Genomic DNA, 18,575 nt, shown 5'->3' on the forward strand with positions numbered 1-18,575 from the left:
CACACATAGCGTGACGCCCCGAGCAAGGAGCCAATATGATTGAATTTTATTCTGCCGCGACACCCAACGGCCAAAAAGTTGCGATTGCACTAGAAGAGATGGGGCTGGATTATCAACTACACAGCGTTGATTTGATGGCAAATGAGCAAAAACAGCCTGACTTCTTAGCCATCAACCCCAACGGTCGCATTCCCGCGATTGTCGATAAAGCCAATGGCGACTTTCCGGTGTTTGAGTCCGGGGCGATTTTACTCTATCTCGCAGAAAAAACGGGGCAATTCTTACCCAGCGAGCCCAAGGCACGCTCACAAGCCATTCAGTGGCTGATGTTTCAAATGGGGGGCGTAGGGCCAATGATGGGGCAAGCCAATGTCTTCTATCGTTATTTTCCTGAAAAAATCCCCGCCGCCATTGAGCGCTATCAAAAAGAAGGCCGCCGCCTGCTTGAAGTGGTGGATAAGCAACTGCAACAGCATCCTTACTTGGCAGGGGATAGCTATACCATTGCCGATATGGCGACCTGGCCATGGGCAAGGATTCACGAATGGAGTGGCGTTGATGTCAGCGGATTAGACGCACTCAGCGCGTGGCTCGATAAACTTGCCGCGCGCCCTGCTTGTCAAAAAGCCTTACTCACCCCCGCGCCCAACGAGGCAACGGACGACGAACGTGCCGAACAAGTACGTGGCATGGTGACGCGATAGCAAAATCGCTATACTAGATCGTGATCTTAGGTACCAGACAGGCAGCGTATCCCGCGGCCTGTCTGTCATTTATTTGTGTTGAGGAGCTCGCGTGTTAACACCTTGCATTGGTCATTGTCGACGTGAAGACGATATTTGCGTCGGCTGCAAACGTACACTTGATGAAATTGTCCGCTGGGGAAAAATGACCGACGATGAGCGCGAATCCATTATGGCGCAACTCCCCAAACGGCCCGATCCTACCTCTGCCGTTCCCTCTTATCGGTCACGAAACCCGTTCAAGCGCCGCACTGGCTGAAGGCGCAAGCGGCTTACGATACTCAATGATCACCGTGCTTCCTTCATAATGCACGGCTTCAATCGCCCCATCGACAATCACTTTACTGGTGACGAGCACGTCTTGATCAACCTGTTCACGATCGCGCAAGCTCGGTATGACCTTGTTCGGCTCCACCCCCATAGCTTGGCAAAACGCAAACACAAACCGACTATCGAGCACGGCGTCACCATGAATGCACCGAGAGAAGCTAAGGTGACTGATCTCAAGCTTTTTTGCCATTTCTATCTGGGTAATCCGAGCTTTAGCTTTATAAGACATCCATGTTTCGTACAAAGCCTGTCTGTCTTGGTCATTAAAGGTCATCACGGTTTCCACTGGCTATCATTTAAAAGCATCCAGCCTAGCAATCCTGTTACCTATAATGTCAGCACGGGGTAAACGGCGAGTAAATCTTGCTGGAATCGTGCGGCTCGGTTAGGATCCGAGTGCCCTGATCAGATAAGAGATGTGCTATGGACGTCAACTTGGCGAATCTACCTGCCGACGAGAAACAAAAAATTGAACTCGATAAACAAGCTGCCTACGCCGTATGGAAGGTAGTCAATAACCAAGCCCCACAAAGCCTTTACCAGCAAGAAGCCAGCGCCTTAGTCGACTGGCAACGCGAGGTGTATCTCGCCAGTGTAGAAAAATACCGTGCGCAACCTGACGCTTTTATCATCCCTGAGGCCCCTCCCTCCGAATAAGGTTTCACCAGCACCCTCACACTGGTGCTGGAACCTGTCAGTCAGCGTACGCCACACGGTTTTTATCGCCGAGCACATCGCGCCATCCCTTCAGGCGTCTCAACGCCTTGCCACTGTTTGGTTTTATCTCACTTGCTGCGGATAAATGCTTAAAATAAGGCGCTTAGGTCAGTAAGCATCTTACACGCGCGTTTAAAATCCGAACGCCTGTCTTTTTTTTCTAACAATACCTTCATTAAAAGCGCGCTAAAATGTCATACATTTTTCACCCCCTCACCTAGCAAAAAATGAACACTCGCCCTATTGTTATTCTTATCAAGAATTCTTTCTTATTTGGCAGATAGACGCCATATAAACTAATTTCTAATAAACGTTGGCTGGGTGACTCCTTGGTGGGCAACACAAAAATCCGCACAAAAAAGCGGACAGAACACGCTCATCAAGCACAGGAAGCACCCTTACTTTTTAGACAGGCAAACTCGCGCTCAGTAAGGGGTAATCGCTATGACCTTAGGGTTTAAGTCTCGCATTATTTGGGGGGTAGGACTGCTCGTCACACTCTCACTCGTGATCCTCGGCTCAATTAACGCACTGTCGCTGCGTGACAGAATGGTTGAAGCCTTGGTCACCCAAACTCAAAATAAACTCGATCATCATGTCATCGAGTTAGAGCAGCTGGTGCAGTCTCAGCTCACTGCGGTAGAGCAAGGTGCCGGCCACTTCTCAACCGATCTCACCGGTCAGGAGAATGTGGCGCAAGTGCGAATGCTGGCAGATACCGCCGGTATTGCTAATGTCATCATGACCTATGAAAGCGGCGATTCGTACATGTCTAATCACAATGGCAATGGCGTGACCACCAGCGAATATAACTTCCGCAATCGAGATTGGTATCGCACGGTTAAATCCGACCAGGCCATTCACTTGACAAACATTTACACGGACAAGGTCACCGGTGGAAAAGTGATCAGTGCCGTTGCGCCTGTGTTTGAAAACGGCCAGTTTATCGGGGCACTCCTCGGTGATATTCCGTTAGAAGATGTCATCACTCAAGTCAGTGACATGCGCTTTGCAGGGGGCGCGGCTACACTGGCGGATCAAAACGCAGTGTTTTTCGCGAGTGATGATCCTAATGATATCGGCAAGACCCCCTCGCAGGTAAGCGCGAACTTTGCACAGATGGAAAGCATGTTCCGCAGTAGCGAGCAGGGTCATCTTACTTTCCCCTATTTAGGCATTCAATTTGATGGCTATTTCCAACGGGTCAACTTAACCGAAGACAGGTATTGGACCCTGATGGTCTTTGTTGACCAAAAAACCGCCCTGGCCGGGGTTCGCGATGCACAAATCGATTCTGTCGGAACAGGCGTGATACTGCTCATCGTCAGTCTTGGCGCGATTTATGCGATTATTCAATTTTCATATCGCCCCTTACTCAAACTCAAAGAAGCGGTGCTGGATCTGTCACGTGGCGAAGGGGATCTTACCGCTCGTCTCGATGTGAACGGCAATGATGATTTGGCGCAAATCAGTGACGGCTTCAACCGCTTTGTCGAAAATCTACAAGGCATGATGTTGAGCGTCGCCGAGTCCAGCCAAGCCATATCAGCCAATATTAGCCAGCTTTCGCAAACCACCAGCGAAAATGAGTCCGTATTGGATGCTCACTCAGCTGAAACCGAGCAAGTGGTTACTGCCATCACTCAAATGAGCGAAAGCGCGAGAAACATTGCAGAAAATGTTTCCCAATCGAACAGTATCACTGCCTCGGCAAGTAAGGAGGCAAGTCAATCACTTAAAGTGGTCGACAATGCGGTGATCACGGTCAGTGCCTTAGTGGATGAGGTGGAAGAAATGTCGGGACGGATCACTAGCATGAACAAAGATGCGAATCGAATTAGTGACGTGCTGACAGTGATTGGCGAAATTTCTGAACAAACTAATTTGCTGGCATTGAATGCCGCCATTGAAGCAGCGCGCGCTGGCGAACAAGGACGAGGCTTTGCGGTCGTCGCCGATGAAGTGCGTGCTTTAGCCGCTCGCACACAAAGCAGCACCACGGAAATTTCCGAAATGCTTACCGCGTTACTCGATGGCACTTCGAGTGTGGTCGAGGCCATGGAGAAAACCAAAGAACAGTGTCAGACCACCGCAGACAAAACCTCGGAAGTGTCCAACAGCTTGACCATCATGAGTTCGTCTGTTACCGAAATCGACGATGTGAGCACCCAAATTGCGACAGCGACTGAACAGCAAAGCTCTGTCGCTGAAGAGCTCAGTAAAAACATGCTGTCGATTCGCGATATGGTGAATAAGCTGGTAGACAGTGGCAATCAAACCACGGCGGCCACTCAATCCCTCACCCATTCAAATGAGGAGCTGGATCGCATGGTGCATAACTTTAAATTGCAGTAAATCGCCAAGGCCAGACCGCGACGCGAGTGAGTATGGCTGACGTTCACTGAATCAGGCAGCGAGACGCTGCCTGATCCCCATTGGGGAGGATTGTTTTTATGTCTTGTTCCTTACCAACACACGCCTTAACCGCGACGTTTACACAACAATACCAAACCATTCGTCAGCACTTTTTCAATCGAGACCCTGATCGTTGGCCCGTCTATCGGACGCCAGAACTGGCTCATTGGTTGGAGAACGGCATGCATCCTGCGGTGGCCGACGCTGCGCATCCATTTAGTCAACAAACGCATATTCCCGAACAAAGTGATATTAGCGCCAAGACACTGCCTAACCTAGCACTGCAAGCCGCCACCTACTCCAAAGATTGGACATCGCCCCGTGCCGTGGAAAACGTGATCACGGCGCCGTGTGACCCCGCGATACATGGGGCATTACTGGCGACGATGGCTAATCCCAACTTGGTGTATAGCGAATACGCGGGGATGTCAGTTGAACTAGAAAAAACACTCGTACGTCAAGTCGCAAACTTGATTGGCTATGATCCTGACCAGGCAACCGGGATCTTTACCCAAGGCGGGACGTTCGGCAACTTATACGGCTATTTAATGGGGCTAAGAAAGCAGTTCCCGCTATCAGGCCAGCGGGGGTTCCAAGGACAAGACTTCCGCATGATTAACTCACTGGCTGGCCATTATTCCAATATGACCAACCTCGGCTTACTGGGCACAGATATCCCCAACCAAGTCCTGCGTATTAAAGTGGATGCCAACAACCGGCTTGACTTGGATGACTTTGCCTATTCGCTCAATCATTGTTTAGCAGAAAAGATGCCGGTGCCCACCATCTTGCTGACCTTTGGTACCACAGACACGTTCGCCATTGACGACATTGAACGCATCTATCAAATCACAACACGCGCCTGTGAGCGTTTCAACACGTCGGTTAGGCCACACATTCACGTCGATGCGGCCGTGGGCTGGCCATTAGTGATGTTCAACGACTATGATTTTGCCGCCAACCCGATAGGGATCAACGCGGCGACACGGAATAAACTGCAAGCATTAATACCCCGTATTCGCGGGCTACGCTTTGCCGACTCCATCACTATCGATTTTCAAAAGTGGGGGTTTGTACCCTATACCGCCAGCTTGGTGATGTTCAAACAGAAAACGGACATGGAACATCTTAAGCAAGATCCGCATTACTTTTCTTATTTTGAAACCAGCAAAACACAGCAAACGCATTTGCAGTCAACAATAGAGTGCTCGCGTGGTGCAGCAGGCGCCTATGGCAGTTATTGCGCCCTCAATATGTTGGGAAAACGTGGTTATCAGACCATGATTGCGCACAGCCTGCAAAATGCCGAGTATTTAAAAGCCCACCTAGACGCCCTCCCCCATTGCAAGATCGTCGCTGGTGATAACCTAGGCCCTACGGTGGCGTTTCGCCTCTATCAACCTTCCCCTACACTGGATGTAAATGTCATGTTCCAGCAAGAACAAACCTTGCATCAAGTCGGGGCGCGCATTGACAGCATTACCCAACATAGCCTGTTTCACCGTCAGCACTTTCTTGCCCGGCAAGGTAAAACGCTGCAAACTAACTGGGTCGAGTCCATTGCACACACGGAGTTTGACCCCAATGGCCAATGCCTATTTATTCCTGGTGAAAAAGCGGTATTTTTAAACCCTTACACGCGCTACACACACATTGATGAGTTTGTGGCTTCACTATGCCCCGAGCACGCAGAGCAATTGGTTTAGTTACCAACGCCAAAAGTGCGGCATAAACAATGCCAGCACGGTGAAGTACTCCAAACGACCGAGGATCATGGCAATGTTTAGGATCCAGATCCCTGTGTCTGTCACAGGCTGGAAGTTACTCCCGACTTCACCAAACCCTGGCCCAAGCACATTGATACAAGCGACTACGGCGGTAAATGCGGACCAGAAATCAAGCCCTGTCATCATCATCAATAGGGTAAACACACCTGTGGTCAGCGCTGCTAGCGACATAAACGCCATTACCGCTTGGGTCACATCGTTCGAGACCACCTTATCTTGATAACGGATGGGGATGATCGCGGAGGGGTGCACCAATTGATGTAATTGGCGACGAATGATTTTAAAGGTAACAATATCGCGAATAATTTTATTGCCGCCCGCGGTTGAGCCTGAGCACCCGCCAAGATAGGCACAGAACACCAGGAATAAGGCGGTTGCCGCTGGCCACGAGCTTAGGTCCGCTGCCCCAAACCCTGTACTGGTAATGAATGAAACCACATGGAACGCTGCAAAGCTGAGTGACATCCAGAGCGATTCATAACGGGCTTCACCATAAAGGTAAAAGCCCAGTATCAGAGATAAGCAGGCCACCACAATCAAAAACACGCGTGACTCTTCATCATCGATATAAAGTTTTAAACCGCGCCAACCGATACGAAAAATCCGAAAATGCAAACCAAAGTTGATCGCCCCCAACAGCATAAAGACATTAGAAATCATTAAGATAAGATGGCTTTGAAAGTGCCACATGCTGGCATCGTGGGTGGAGAATCCCCCCGTTGAGACGGTAGAAAAGCTATGTGCAATCGCATCGTACGCGCTCATCCCGGCCACATAATAGGCCAGCGCACATGCGATGGTGATCACCACATATACCCCCCACAAATAGTGGGCTGTTTTTGAAATGCGGGGGGAGAGTTTTTCGTCTTTGATTGGTCCGGGCGTTTCCGCTTTTAATAGTCGCATACCACCCACGTTGAGCATCGGCAGTACCGCAACCACGAAGATCACCACGCCAAGGCCCCCCATCCATTGTAAAAACTGGCGGTAGAGCAAGAACGAAGCAGGCATATTGTCCAGGCCACTTAAAATGGTGGCACCCGCCGTACTCAAGGCACTGATCGACTCAAAGGTAGCATCGGTAAAATTGACCCCAGTGACCAACTCGATCGGAATACCGCCAAGCAACCCCACCAGTATCCAGGTCAGCGTCGAAAATAGTAGAGCATCGCGAAAAGTGACCTGATTGAGTTTGCTTTGCCGAAAAAGCCACGAGATGACCAATGATGAAATCATCATTAGCAAGGAAGGGTAAAAGAAATCGGTTGAGACACCATCGCGGAAAATAAAAAGCGATAAGAGTCCAAAAACAAATTGGACAACACCCATCCATAAAATAGGCATGCCCAGAAGACGCAGGGTATTTTTAAAGTTAATCATGACAGAGGCAACTCATCATTAACACGCTCGTGGTTTATCGATCCATCGCCACCACGCGTAGCGACAAACAGTGGCGTGACGCTTATCACCTCACCGCTTAACTATATCGGTCTTGTTCCAGAATGTCATGGTGGATTAAAGACCTCATATCTACGTCGTTAATACCCTGCATACAAGGCATTACATCGCAGACACGTTATAAAAAAGCCGGGCATCACTGCCCGGCTTCCTACTTTTACTGTGCTTGACGACGTTCGCCGCGCGCAGGGCCACCACGACGCTCGTTGCCGCGGTCACGGTTGAAACGACGTTCGCCACGGCCACGTTCATTGCGGCCACGACCACCGCCATTGCGGTCACCACCGCGACGCTCGCGCATGATTTGACCTTCAACACGCTGTGCATTGGTCTCTTTTTGACGAATACGCAGTTTTTGCAATTGTGCAAACACGTCTTTCGGCATGGTTTTAGGCAGCTGTACAAACGTGTGTGCCGGTGCCAGTTTAATCGCGCCAATGTTTTGCTTGTTTAAGCCAAGCTCATTGGCAATTGCGCCGACGATATCTTTAACTTGTACACCTTGCTCACGACCCACGTCCAACTGATACGTATCCCAATCAGCCGGGTTAGTATCACGACGGTCAGTACCATTTTGACGATCGTCACGACGACGTTCACGGCGTTGCTTCTCACGCTCCATCGCTGCAATCATCGGGTCTGGACCTTTGTAGAACAATGGACGCTTGCCTTGCTGGCGTTGCAGCAACATCGCCGCCAAAGTGGTTGCATCCACGTCAATATCGTTTTGCAGTTGCTCAATCAGCTCAACGAAAGGTGCCATGGCATCGCCATCTTTCTTCTCAGCCAACTCGCCCGCTAGCTGAGCGACACGCGCTTCCGCCACTTTATCGCGGTTTGGAAGCTGAATTTCTTCCATTTTAGTCTGCGTGACACGCTCAACCGTGCGTAGCATGCGCATTTGGTTAGGACGCACCAACAGAATCGCTTTACCGGCACGGCCTGCACGCCCCGTACGACCAATACGGTGAATATACGATTCGGCATCAAACGGAATGTCATAGTTAAACACGTGAGTGATACGCGGCACATCAAGGCCACGTGCCACGACGTCGGTCGCGACCAAAATATCAATCACACCACGCTTTAAGTGATCAACCGTGCGCTCACGCAGTGACTGTGGGATGTCCCCATGCAATGCCGCGGCTTTAAAACCACGCGCTGATAACCAGTCGGCAAGGCGCTCAGTATCTTGACGGGTACGCACAAACACGATTGAAGCGTCGGTATCTTGCGTTTCTAGCAGACGGCTCATGGCTTCGTCTTTTTCAACGCCTTTAACCACCCAGAACTGCTGCTCAACTTTTTCAACGGTGCGATTACTTCCCGCCACATCAACGCGAGCCGGTTCACGCAAGAAGCGGTCAACAATTTGTTTAACGATAGGAGGCATGGTTGCCGAGAACAAGATACGCTGTGCACTCTCAGGCGCTTGCTCCATGATCCAGGTAACATCGTCCACAAAGCCCATTTTGAGCATTTCATCCGCTTCGTCGAGGATAAAGGTATGCACTTCGTCAAGCTTCAAGCGATCGCGGTTGATCAAATCTTTCACACGCCCTGGTGTGCCCACCACGATGTGCGCGCCGCTTTTTAGCGCTTTCATTTGGTCAACAATCGACGCGCCACCATAGATCTCAAGCACTTTGAGGCCTTTGATGTTCTGTGCCAGCGTCTTCATTTCCGCCGCGACTTGGATAGCAAGCTCACGCGTCGGAGCCATAATAATAGCTTGTGGTTTACGCTGGCTTAGATCGACTTTGTTCAGTAGTGGCAGCGAAAACGCAGCGGTTTTACCTGTACCGGTTTGTGCTTTACCAAGTGCGTCACGACCTTCAAGAAGGACAGGGATGGAAGCGGCTTGAATTGGTGTCGGTGTTTCAAAGCCCATTGAGTCAAGCGCAGACAAAAGGGTGTCGGCCAGATCTAACTGGCGAAATTTGGTTACAGATTCTTGCATTGGGATCCCAATCTATAGAGTGTAGCGAAACGGGGCCCCTCAAGCGTTCTGCTCAACCATGCAACACTGTCTTTCATGCAGTGACAGTCACCAGCGCCATGGGCCTCGGTCATTAAGGATGTGCATTCTGCGCTATTTACACCAAAAAAGCCAGAAAAAGTTGAACAAGTTCACAAAATTTGCGGCGTGTGGGCAGGTTTATAGCAATTTGTTCACAGAGGCATCGAAATCCGCAGGTATTCCCCGCACTTTCCATGCATTTAAGTCAGGTCACAGGATTTTAGTGCCACGGGTTGGTTTTGAAACAGTGAATCCGTATAGTGTGGCGATCCGTTTATCGAGACCCGAGTTATGTTTCAAGACAATCCCCTGCTAGCACAGCTAAAGCAACAGATCCAAGAAACCTTGCCCAAAAAAGAAGGCCAGGTAAAAGCCACCGAAAAAGGCTTCGGCTTCCTCGAAGTTGATGACAAAACCAGCCTTTTCATTCCGCCTCCTTATATGAAGAAAGTGCTTCACGGTGATCGAGTAGAAGCCTTTGTTCGCACCGAGAAAGACCGCGAAGTGGCTGAGCCGGATACGCTGGTAGAAGCCAGCTTAGATCGCTTTATTGGCCGTGTGCAGTGGATCCGTAACCGCTTAAACGTCGTCCCCGATCACCCGCAAATGAAAGACGCTCTGCGCGCTAAAACGCAGCGTGGCTTGTCGCAAGACAACTTGAAAGAAGGTGACTGGGTCGTGGCGTCCCTCATCCGCCACCCACTGAAAGGCGATGACAACTTTATGTGCCAGGTCAGTGAAAAAATCACCGATGCGGACGATAAAATTGCCCCTTGGTGGGTCACGCTGGCCAAACACAACTTGCCCAACCAAGAGCCAGCGCCAAAAGATGCGTGGCCATTGTTGGAGCAAGGGCTAGAGCGTCGCGACCTGACTGATTTGCCGTTTGTGACCATCGACAGCGAATCCACCAAAGACATGGATGATGCTCTGTATGTAAAAGCTAACCCGCAAGGTGGCTTCACCATGACAGTGGCTATCGCCGATCCAACAGCATACATCGATGCCGATGACGCGCTTGATCAAGTCGCTCGTGACCGTGGGTTCACTATTTACTTGCCTGGGCGCAACATCCCAATGCTGCCTCGTGATCTCAGTGATGACTTATGTTCACTGCGTGCAAACGAAAAGCGCCCAGCACTATGCTGCACGTTTAATATCGATGCTGATGGCACCATTGCCGACGATGCTGAATTCTTCTCCGCTTGGATCCAATCACACGGTCAGCTTGCTTACGATAAAGTCTCTGATTACATCGAACTCGGTGAACAAGCGCAGTGGCAGCCAGAGAGCAGCGACATTGCGGATCAAATCCATCAATTACATCAATTTGCGCTAGCCCGTATTCAGTGGCGTGAGACGCATGCCGTCACCTTCCCCGACCGTCCTGACTACCGCTTTGAACTCAGCGAAGATAACGATGTGATTGCTATCCACACCGATCAGCGTCGTATCGCTAACCGTATCGTGGAAGAGTCAATGATCAGCGCCAACATCTGCGCGGGTCGAAAGCTTCGTGACGCATTCGGGTTTGGTATCTTTAACACACACGCCGGCTTTAACAGTGAAAAACTCGACGACGTGGTCGAGCTAGTAAAAGCGCATGACGGCGAGGCGGACAGCGAAAGCCTAGCCACCGTCGAAGGCTTCAGTGCGCTCCGTCGCTGGCTAAACAGCCTAGATACCACCTATCTCGATAATCGCTTACGCCGTTTCCAAGCATACAGCGAGATTGGCCATGAGCCAGCGCCACACTACGCGATGGGCCTAGATGTCTACGCCACGTGGACATCACCTATCCGTAAATACGGCGATATGATTAACCACCGTTTGCTCAAAGCGATTATTCGCGGCGAAACAGAGGCCAATGCCCCTGCCGATACCGTGGGTGAAGAGCTTGCCGGCCACCGTAAACATCACCGTATGGCTGAGCGTGATGTCGCTGACTGGCTATACACCCGCTTGCTCAAGCCAGAAGTTGAAGCGCAAACCCGCTATACCGCTGAGATTTTTGACATCAACCGGGCCGGAATGCGTGTACGCTTGCTGGAAAACGGCGCGCCTGCCTTTATTCCATCATCGCTGATCATCGATAACAAAAGCCGGATTGCCTGCGATAAAGAAACAGGCACAGTCACTATCGACGGTAACGTTGAGTTCAAGCTCGGTGATAGCCTAGAAGTGGTGATTGCCGATATTAAAGAGACAACGCGCTCGATTGTGGCAAAGCCGACCCAGGTATTTACCCTGCCTGAGGCGTCACAGAGCGAATAAACGTGTTCTCGCTCTAACCACGCACATCATGCGAAACGTCAGCAGAAAGCCAAGCCATCGCTTGGCTTTCTTTTTGCCCCCAGAATGATAATCTAATCATTAAATTAAAGAGACTCGCTAGACCATTGCTGTTATCACATTCTGAGCGTCAGGCCATCCCCTAACAAGCGATCCGTGGTAAGTTAATGGTGTTACCTCAACCCAATAAGAGGTTTCATGGGATTTTTGCGTTCATCCGTGGTCCGTATGGGGACGCCCATTGTTTTACTACTGCTGCTTGCCGTGAGCTATCAACCTTTGATTGCTGCGCTAGCCCCCTATTACAACTTGATTTACGCAGCGCCGTATTTTCTGTTATTCACCGCACTACTTTTAAGCCACTTATTCAAAAGCGCCCGCGTCGGTATGATGGTCGTGATCTTATTGGTGGGATACACAGTGATCCTCACGCGGCTGCAATCGCCACTCAATCACGGCACAACCTACATGGAGTACTTGCTGCTCACCGTCGCCCTTCCGATTAACTTGCTGTATATGATCATCGTGCGCGACCAAAAACTCACCTCTCGGTTTGGTCTGTTCTTTTTCCTCGCGATTGGTATGGAAATTGGTTGGTGCGGCCTTTTGGTGCAGCAATTCGGTGAACTCTCCACCTACCTCCATCAGCATCCGGTATTAGTCAGAGTGACCGCCGTTAGCCCCATGCCGCTGCTGCTGATCGTGTTGCTCTCGATTTTGGTCTGTGTCAGCACCATTCGACTGTTGCGCAAAAATAGCATTGAAGATCATGCCGCTTTCGTCAGTGTATTATGCGGTGTCACGACCTTGGTGTTTTTTAATGTGCCTTTCATTTCTTCGCTGATATTTTCATTGGCCGGCGTGTTATTGATTGCCAACCAAGTCTCGCTAAGCCACCAACTGGCATTCATTGATGGGCTTACCGAAATTGCGGGGCGTCGCGCACTTGAAGACGAGCTCAAACACCTAGGCAGACAATACACGCTCGCCATGCTGGATGTGGATCACTTTAAGCAATTCAATGATAAATACGGTCACGAAACCGGCGATGATGTTCTTAAGCTCGTTGCCAAACATATGGCACATTGTGAAGGAGGCGCCAGTGCCTTTCGCTACGGCGGTGAAGAATTTACCCTGCTATTCAAAGGAAAAACCACCGAGCACTGCTTGCCGTTTCTCGACGCCCTACGTGAGGACATCGCCAACTACCCTTTGATACTGCGTGATGAATCTCGTCCTCATGATGACAAGCAAGGCCGACAAAAGCGTGGACGCGCAAGCGAACAAAAGCCCGTTAATATTACTGTCAGTATTGGCTTTGCCGATGCCTCACAAGCCGACACGCCCGATGAGGTATTGCAGTTAGCGGATAAAGCCTTGTACAAAGCCAAAGAAGCAGGGCGCAACTGCATTAAGGGCAGCGTATGAAACATGTTTTAGTGATACCTTTTTTAGCCTTGATGTTAGCAGGCTGTGTCACGCAGCGTGACGCGGCAACAACATCTGACATGCCCAGTTCAGACAGGACGATTAGCGATCAAGCGCTAGACCAAGCACTTACCCAACTTTATCGTCAGTGGCAAGGCACCCCCTATCGGTGGGGAGGCACCACACGGCAAGGTATTGATTGTTCAGCTTACACCCAACACGTGTATCAATCGGCGCTCGCTACCCCACTCCCGCGCACCACCCACGGCCAGGCAAAAGCCGGCTATGCCATTGACTATCAATCCGCACGCCAAGGCGATCTGGTGTTTTTTCATATTCGCCCCGGCCTTCGCCATGTGGGCATCTTTCTGGGTGGACAGCGTTTTATGCATGCTTCCGCCTCAAAGGGCGTGACAGTGTCACGATTAGATAACCCTTACTGGCAAGCGCGCTTCTGGCAATTCCGTCGTTATTTCTGAGGCGAGGCTTTTACCGAGTCAGCCAGTTCGCAACAGGGTTGATACCGCGGACACGTGACGACATGATCATTGACCATGCCGAGCGCTTGCATCAGAGAATAACAAATCGTCTCACCCACAAATTTAAAGCCGCGCTTTTTCAAAAAACGGCTCATGGCGCGGGACTCGTCCGTCGCGGTAGCGACATCGGCATCCGATTGGTGATGGTTTACAATGGGCACGCCGCCGGTAAACTGCCAAAGGGCTTTAGCCAATGAACCGTACTCCTCCACCAGCGTCACCGCCGCCTTGGCATTGGTAAATACAGAGGCCACCTTCAAACGATTACGGACAATTTCATGGTTGGCCATGATCTCAGCGATATTCGGTTCGGCCACGTTCGCGAGTTGGTAAAAGTCGAAATCGAAGAAAGCCGCGCGATAAGCCGCACGCTTTTGTAAGATGAGGCGCCAACTCAACCCAGCTTGAGCGCCCTCTAAACAAATGAATTCAAAAATCCGCTGATCATCAAATGTCGGCACACCCCACTCGCTATCGTGGTATGCCCGCTCAGCTTCACTGTGTTGTGCCCATTGGCAAATGTCCATCTTTTCCCTCACCCTTGTCATACAATCGTTGCGCAGCCGTTTTGTTGCTTGTGGCACGAAATCAGCGGCTTAACCTTGCAAAAGCTATCGTTTCGCTGAATATCACGCTATCTTTGATCGCGATAAGTTCATGATACGTAATAAAACCGTTACTCCCTGTTGTTGATGACATCCATAAACAGAAAGGAAAACGCGTGACAAAAAAGCATCTCTTGATCACTGGCGCCGGGCAGCGTATCGGCTACGCACTTGCCTGTCACTTTCTTCACCAAGGTCATCAGGTGACCCTATCTTATCGCACCGAACGGCCTCAAGTGGCTGACTTACGTGCACGCGGCGCACACTGTCTCCAAGCCGACTTTTCCTCTGATGAGGGCGTGTACGCATTTATCGAGTCGCTCGATGCGATGCATCCGACCTTCGATACCGTAATACACAACGCATCGTCGTGGGACAGTGAAACGCAAAGCCAAGATATTGCCACGTTATTCGATAATATGATGCAAATTCACGCCAAAACGCCTTACCTCATTAACATGGCCGCGTCACGCTGGATGCAGCAGGGCGATATTATTCACCTTACCGACTATGTCGCGCAAAAGGGCAGCGCTAAGCATACCGCCTACGCAACCAGCAAAGCGGCGCTAGAAAACCTGACGCTCTCCTTCGCGCAAAAGCTTGCGCCGCATATTAAGGTGAACAGCATTTCACCTGCGCTAATCATGTTCAACGAAGGCGATGATGACGCCTATCGTGATAAAGCTCGCCGTAAATCGATTTTAGGCACTGTACCGGGTGAACAAGAGGTAGTGAATGCCTGCGAATTTATTCTCGCCAGTCAACATATGACCGGCCAATCTATCAAGCTGGATGGCGGACGCCATCTCATTTAATTTCGTGACCAGGGAAAGATTATGAACGACGCTGTCATTAAAGTAACCAACCTGCGCCTGCGTACTTACATTGGTTTTAATCCCGACGAGCAAGAGAAAAAACAAGATGTAGTGATCAATGTTGAGATCCACTATCCCGGCCACAAAGCCTGTGAAGAAGACAACGTAGATGATGCACTCAACTATAAAGTGATCACGAAAGCGATTATCGATTACGTCGAAAATGGCCGTTTTTTATTGCTGGAGAAGCTTGTGGCAGGCGTGCTAGACATTGCACGTGACCATCACTGGGTGCGCTATGCGCAAGTCACCATTGACAAGCCTCACGCACTTCGCTTCGCTGATTCCGTCTCTCTGAGCTTGAGCTGGACCGCCGACGAGTCCTAACCCAGTCAAGAGTTCGTTAGAATTATTCGAACATCTTGTTCAAGGGGAAACGGTTCTGAATTACCATTCACCCTATATACTGTGTTGGCATAGTGAATAGGAGCAGCAACGATGACAACGAAAACGGGCTACGATCTGATAATGCGTACGCTACACTGGCTATCAACCATTGTGATCATTGGTCTTTTCGCTGTTGGGCTTTGGATGGTCGATCTCAGTTATTACAGCAGCTGGTATCAGACGGCGCCGCATTGGCACAAATCTATTGGGTTATTGCTCGCCCTTGCCACCTTGTTTAGGCTCGTGTGGAAAGCGACACACACCATGCCTGCTGTCGAAGGCAAAGCGTGGGAGCGTAAAGCGGCAACGGCTGGGCATCATACAATCTATCTGTTGCTTATCACTTTGTTTGTCTCCGGTTATCTGATCTCAACATCAGATGGGCGAGGGATAGATGTCTTCACTTGGTTTACCGTGCCAAGCGCCGGTGAGCTTTTTCCCAACCAGTCAGATATTGCTGGGGATGTACACTACTACGTTGCCATTACCTTGATTGTATTGGCCGCTGGCCATGCAGTCATGGCACTTAAACACCACTTTATTGATAAAGACAATACGTTACGGAAGATGATCGGAGGAAACTCGAAATGAAAAAACTCATGTTAGCCATGGGAATGAGCGCCGCGACACTCTTATCTGGGCCTGCACTCGCAGACACTTATATGATTGACACCAAGGGCGCACACGCCTCGGTCAACTTCAAAGTGCCACACCTGGGTTACAGCTTTATCAAAGGTCGCTTTAATCAGTTTGACGGCCAGTTTGAATTCGACCCAGACAACATTGGCGCATCCAGTGTCTCTGTGACTATTGATACCACCAGTGTCGATTCTAACCACGCCGAGCGTGATAAGCACATTCGTAGCGGTGATTTCCTGGATGTGGGCGAATATGGCCAAGCATCCTTTGAAAGCACCAAGGTAACCGACAACGGTGACGGCTCGATGACCATCGCAGGCGATCTCACCTTGCATGGCCAAACTAAGCCGATTGAAATCGACGCAGAACTGGTTGGCCACGGTGAAGATCCATGGGGCAACTACCGCGCAGGCTTTATGGGTAACACCCGTCTTGAGCTCGAAGATTTCGGTATTCCTACCATGGGCCCTGCCACCTACGTTGATATGGAGCTTCACGTAGAAGGTATCCGTCAATAAGCGACGAGTCTCTCACCATCCGAATCCAAACGCCCCGGCATCTGCTGGGGTGTTTTTTATCGACCACTAAAACATTCACTATACTCATGAAAAGCGACGCCTTGGTCTGGCGATGATATCCATTGTTCGATAAGGATACCTATCTATGAGGCCCACCTCTTTTAAGCGTTTTTTCCTCGTTTTTGCTCTCTGTATCTTCACTCTCTCTGCGTATGGCAAGATGAAAATCATTACCGCAGTGAACGACGCCTGGCCACCTTACGTCACCCGCAATAATGCAAGACCCGGGTTTTCTGTTGAAGTTGTCACCGCGGCACTCCATACGCAAGGCTACGATATCGAATTTCTACTCTTCCCTTGGGCGCGCGGCTTACACGAAGTCAGAAACGCACGCATCGACTTAATTACCACCACCTGGTACACCGACGCACGCAGTGAATATCTCGTTTACAGTGATCCCTATTTCGCAACCAATATCGATATTATGATGCGAAAAGATACAATTTTTGATTATAACGGCCCTAAAAGCCTCAAGGGAAAACGGATCGCCAGTGTACGTGACTACGGCTATGATCAATGGTTTTTAGACGCAGAATATTTTCAGCGAGTGGAAACCACCTCACTGATGTCTAGCTTACAAATGCTCGCCGCCGGTCGCGTTGATATGGCGGTGGGCAATCGCTTTGTCATGCAACAAGAGCTCGAACCTTTAAACCTCGACGCTGATGATTTTCACTTTTCTCCCACCCCGATGATCAAACAGCACATCCATGTCACTGCTGCCAAAGCCAACCCCAACGCCAGCAAATACATCCAAGCCTTTAATCGCGGATTAGAAATAATCAAACAAAATGGCACATTTGACGATTTGAAAAAGAAATACGGGCTGATCTTACCAGACGATACCACTGCAAACTGAAACCCAATCGTCATAGTTGTTGTCTAGGATGGACGGCATGAAAAACAATCAGCAAGTAGCTATGACGGCACCTATCAACATCGCATTTTTTGATCTCGACGAAACCCTGATCGCCACCGATACCAAACAAGCGTGGCTGGATTATTTATACCAACAAGGGCACGCGTCGAGTGATCGAGTCGCTCAAGAGCAGCAAGCCTATATCGACTTTAAAAAGGGTCGAATTAACCTTGAACAATATATGCACGTTCAGCTTACCCCACTCAAAGGCCGCTCAACCCAAACGGTCGATGATTGGGCCACGGACTTTATCGATAGGCTCGTCGCCCCAGTGGTGGTACCGCAAGCGTTAGAACGCATTGAATGGCATCGCAACCGTGGCGACCACTGCGTGCTGGTTTCTAATACCGCCGCACACTTAGCAAGACCGATTGGCGCATTACTCAAACTCGATACTGTGATCGCAATTGAGCTCGAAACCATTAACGGTGTTTATACGGGCAGTATTTCTCATTGTGTGCGTGATTTTCGTGGTAAGCATGACTATATGCAGGCATGGCTCTCTGACCGCCACGACACCGTAGGTCACACCTACGGCTACAGTGATTCGCACTGGGATGTGCCGCTTCTCGAGCAAGTTGATAATGCGTTTGCAGTGAACCCCGATCCACACCTAAGTCTGCACGCACAAAAGAAAGATTGGACCATCATGGAGTGGGCGAGACACGATACCATTCGCGATTAATCTGTCATGCACCTTAAGTGCAAATACACAGATGCAATCTCTCACGGGCGCTATCGGCGTCCTTTTTAATAATACTTACTTGAGAATGATTATCATAACCGTTATCTTTAACTTATGATCGGCTGGCGGCACCGCGCCGTAGTCACACGCATCGTTAA

At 50.1% G+C, this 18,575-nt stretch carries 18 protein-coding genes; 14 read left to right on the forward strand and 4 right to left on the reverse strand.

The window, feature by feature from the left end; genetic code table 11:
- Nucleotides 1-35 precede the first annotated feature (35 nt).
- Together WN56_RS16060 and WN56_RS16815 are read left to right on the forward strand one after the other, a co-directional pair.
- Complete coding sequence (locus tag WN56_RS16060) at nt 36-704, forward strand: glutathione S-transferase family protein (protein WP_046075918.1); 669 nt, start codon at nt 36-38, stop codon at nt 702-704.
- Between the two features lie 91 nt (nt 705-795).
- Entirely contained in the window at nt 796-1,002 is a 207-nt protein-coding gene (locus tag WN56_RS16815; RefSeq protein WP_046075919.1) for a DUF1289 domain-containing protein, read from the forward strand.
- Here WN56_RS16815 and WN56_RS16070 read toward each other — a convergent pair.
- Nucleotides 970-1,302, reverse strand: a complete 333-nt coding sequence (locus WN56_RS16070) for an XRE family transcriptional regulator (RefSeq protein WP_227986256.1) — start codon at nt 1,300-1,302, stop codon at nt 970-972. The genes WN56_RS16815 and WN56_RS16070 overlap by 33 nt on opposite strands.
- Before the next feature lie 194 nt (nt 1,303-1,496).
- On the opposite strand from WN56_RS16070, the gene WN56_RS16075 reads away from it, so the two are divergent.
- From WN56_RS16075 to WN56_RS16085, 3 genes are all read left to right on the forward strand, one after another.
- Nucleotides 1,497-1,730 (forward strand): DUF3283 family protein, encoded by a 234-nt coding sequence (locus WN56_RS16075; RefSeq protein ID WP_046075920.1) that lies wholly within the window; start codon nt 1,497-1,499, stop codon nt 1,728-1,730.
- Nucleotides 1,731-2,234: 504 nt separating this feature from the next.
- Entirely contained in the window at nt 2,235-4,145 is a 1,911-nt protein-coding gene (locus WN56_RS16080; protein ID WP_046075921.1) for a methyl-accepting chemotaxis protein, read from the forward strand.
- 98 nt (nt 4,146-4,243) lie between these two features.
- Entirely contained in the window at nt 4,244-5,911 is a 1,668-nt protein-coding gene (locus WN56_RS16085; RefSeq protein ID WP_046075922.1) for a pyridoxal-dependent decarboxylase, read from the forward strand.
- Here WN56_RS16085 and WN56_RS16090 read toward each other — a convergent pair whose 3' ends face one another.
- Nucleotides 5,912-7,372, reverse strand: a complete 1,461-nt coding sequence (locus WN56_RS16090) for a TrkH family potassium uptake protein (RefSeq protein ID WP_046075923.1) — start codon at nt 7,370-7,372, stop codon at nt 5,912-5,914. It lies immediately after the preceding gene.
- A gap of 235 nt (nt 7,373-7,607) precedes the next feature.
- Nucleotides 7,608-9,410, reverse strand: coding sequence for a DEAD/DEAH box helicase (locus tag WN56_RS16095; protein WP_046075924.1), 1,803 nt, complete (start codon nt 9,408-9,410; stop codon nt 7,608-7,610).
- Nucleotides 9,411-9,761: 351 nt separating this feature from the next.
- Here WN56_RS16095 and WN56_RS16100 point away from each other — a divergent pair, with 351 nt between their 5' ends.
- The 3 genes from WN56_RS16100 to WN56_RS16110 all read left to right on the forward strand — a co-directional run bounded on the left by WN56_RS16100 (nt 9,762) and on the right by WN56_RS16110 (nt 13,669).
- Nucleotides 9,762-11,744 (forward strand): exoribonuclease II, encoded by a 1,983-nt coding sequence (locus tag WN56_RS16100; RefSeq protein ID WP_046075925.1) that lies wholly within the window; start codon nt 9,762-9,764, stop codon nt 11,742-11,744.
- 216 nt (nt 11,745-11,960) lie between these two features.
- Nucleotides 11,961-13,190, forward strand: coding sequence for a diguanylate cyclase (locus WN56_RS16105; protein WP_046075926.1), 1,230 nt, complete (start codon nt 11,961-11,963; stop codon nt 13,188-13,190).
- Entirely contained in the window at nt 13,187-13,669 is a 483-nt protein-coding gene (locus tag WN56_RS16110; protein ID WP_046075927.1) for a C40 family peptidase, read from the forward strand. The genes WN56_RS16105 and WN56_RS16110 overlap by 4 nt, the downstream gene beginning before the upstream one ends.
- Here the strand turns inward: WN56_RS16110 and WN56_RS16115 are convergent.
- A complete protein-coding gene (locus tag WN56_RS16115) occupies nt 13,660-14,256 on the reverse strand; it encodes a DNA-3-methyladenine glycosylase I (RefSeq protein WP_046075928.1) in 597 nt (198 codons plus the stop codon). The genes WN56_RS16110 and WN56_RS16115 overlap by 10 nt on opposite strands.
- Nucleotides 14,257-14,450: 194 nt before the next feature.
- Here WN56_RS16115 and folM point away from each other — a divergent pair, with 194 nt between their 5' ends.
- From folM to WN56_RS16145, 6 genes are all read left to right on the forward strand, one after another.
- On the forward strand, nt 14,451-15,149 hold the full coding sequence (folM, locus tag WN56_RS16120; protein ID WP_046075929.1) for a dihydromonapterin reductase: 699 nt from the start codon (nt 14,451-14,453) through the stop codon (nt 15,147-15,149).
- Nucleotides 15,150-15,170: 21 nt separating this feature from the next.
- Nucleotides 15,171-15,536, forward strand: coding sequence for a dihydroneopterin triphosphate 2'-epimerase (gene folX / locus WN56_RS16125; protein ID WP_046075930.1), 366 nt, complete (start codon nt 15,171-15,173; stop codon nt 15,534-15,536).
- Nucleotides 15,537-15,647: 111 nt separating this feature from the next.
- Nucleotides 15,648-16,187 (forward strand): cytochrome b, encoded by a 540-nt coding sequence (locus WN56_RS16130; protein WP_046075931.1) that lies wholly within the window; start codon nt 15,648-15,650, stop codon nt 16,185-16,187.
- Nucleotides 16,184-16,753 carry a YceI family protein gene (locus WN56_RS16135; protein WP_046075932.1) on the forward strand — a complete coding sequence of 190 codons (570 nt, stop codon included), beginning with the start codon at nt 16,184-16,186 and terminating at the stop codon, nt 16,751-16,753. The genes WN56_RS16130 and WN56_RS16135 overlap by 4 nt, the downstream gene beginning before the upstream one ends.
- Nucleotides 16,754-16,898: 145 nt before the next feature.
- The gene (locus tag WN56_RS16140; RefSeq protein WP_052708149.1) at nt 16,899-17,672 is read left to right on the forward strand and encodes an ABC transporter substrate-binding protein; all 774 of its coding nucleotides are present in this window, start codon (nt 16,899-16,901) and stop codon (nt 17,670-17,672) included.
- Nucleotides 17,673-17,709: 37 nt separating this feature from the next.
- On the forward strand, nt 17,710-18,417 hold the full coding sequence (locus tag WN56_RS16145; RefSeq protein WP_052708150.1) for an HAD family phosphatase: 708 nt from the start codon (nt 17,710-17,712) through the stop codon (nt 18,415-18,417).
- Nucleotides 18,418-18,575: the final 158 nt, after the last annotated feature.

This window comes from Salinivibrio sp. KP-1, assembly GCF_000968645.1.
GTDB classification, from domain to species: domain Bacteria; phylum Pseudomonadota; class Gammaproteobacteria; order Enterobacterales; family Vibrionaceae; genus Salinivibrio; species Salinivibrio siamensis.

Coding starts and splice junctions, on each gene's coding strand:
- WN56_RS16060 (WP_046075918.1), top strand. CDS start 36: ATGATTGAATTTTATTCTGCCGCGACACCCAACGGCCAAAAAGTTGCG.
- WN56_RS16070 (WP_227986256.1), bottom strand. CDS start 1,302: ATGTCTTATAAAGCTAAAGCTCGGATTACCCAGATAGAAATGGCAAAA.
- WN56_RS16075 (WP_046075920.1), top strand. CDS start 1,497: ATGGACGTCAACTTGGCGAATCTACCTGCCGACGAGAAACAAAAAATT.
- WN56_RS16080 (WP_046075921.1), top strand. CDS start 2,235: ATGACCTTAGGGTTTAAGTCTCGCATTATTTGGGGGGTAGGACTGCTC.
- WN56_RS16085 (WP_046075922.1), top strand. CDS start 4,244: ATGTCTTGTTCCTTACCAACACACGCCTTAACCGCGACGTTTACACAA.
- WN56_RS16090 (WP_046075923.1), bottom strand. CDS start 7,372: ATGATTAACTTTAAAAATACCCTGCGTCTTCTGGGCATGCCTATTTTA.
- WN56_RS16095 (WP_046075924.1), bottom strand. CDS start 9,410: ATGCAAGAATCTGTAACCAAATTTCGCCAGTTAGATCTGGCCGACACC.
- WN56_RS16100 (WP_046075925.1), top strand. CDS start 9,762: ATGTTTCAAGACAATCCCCTGCTAGCACAGCTAAAGCAACAGATCCAA.
- WN56_RS16105 (WP_046075926.1), top strand. CDS start 11,961: ATGGGATTTTTGCGTTCATCCGTGGTCCGTATGGGGACGCCCATTGTT.
- WN56_RS16110 (WP_046075927.1), top strand. CDS start 13,187: ATGAAACATGTTTTAGTGATACCTTTTTTAGCCTTGATGTTAGCAGGC.
- WN56_RS16115 (WP_046075928.1), bottom strand. CDS start 14,256: ATGGACATTTGCCAATGGGCACAACACAGTGAAGCTGAGCGGGCATAC.
- folX (WP_046075930.1), top strand. CDS start 15,171: ATGAACGACGCTGTCATTAAAGTAACCAACCTGCGCCTGCGTACTTAC.
- WN56_RS16130 (WP_046075931.1), top strand. CDS start 15,648: ATGACAACGAAAACGGGCTACGATCTGATAATGCGTACGCTACACTGG.
- WN56_RS16135 (WP_046075932.1), top strand. CDS start 16,184: ATGAAAAAACTCATGTTAGCCATGGGAATGAGCGCCGCGACACTCTTA.
- WN56_RS16140 (WP_052708149.1), top strand. CDS start 16,899: ATGAGGCCCACCTCTTTTAAGCGTTTTTTCCTCGTTTTTGCTCTCTGT.
- WN56_RS16145 (WP_052708150.1), top strand. CDS start 17,710: ATGAAAAACAATCAGCAAGTAGCTATGACGGCACCTATCAACATCGCA.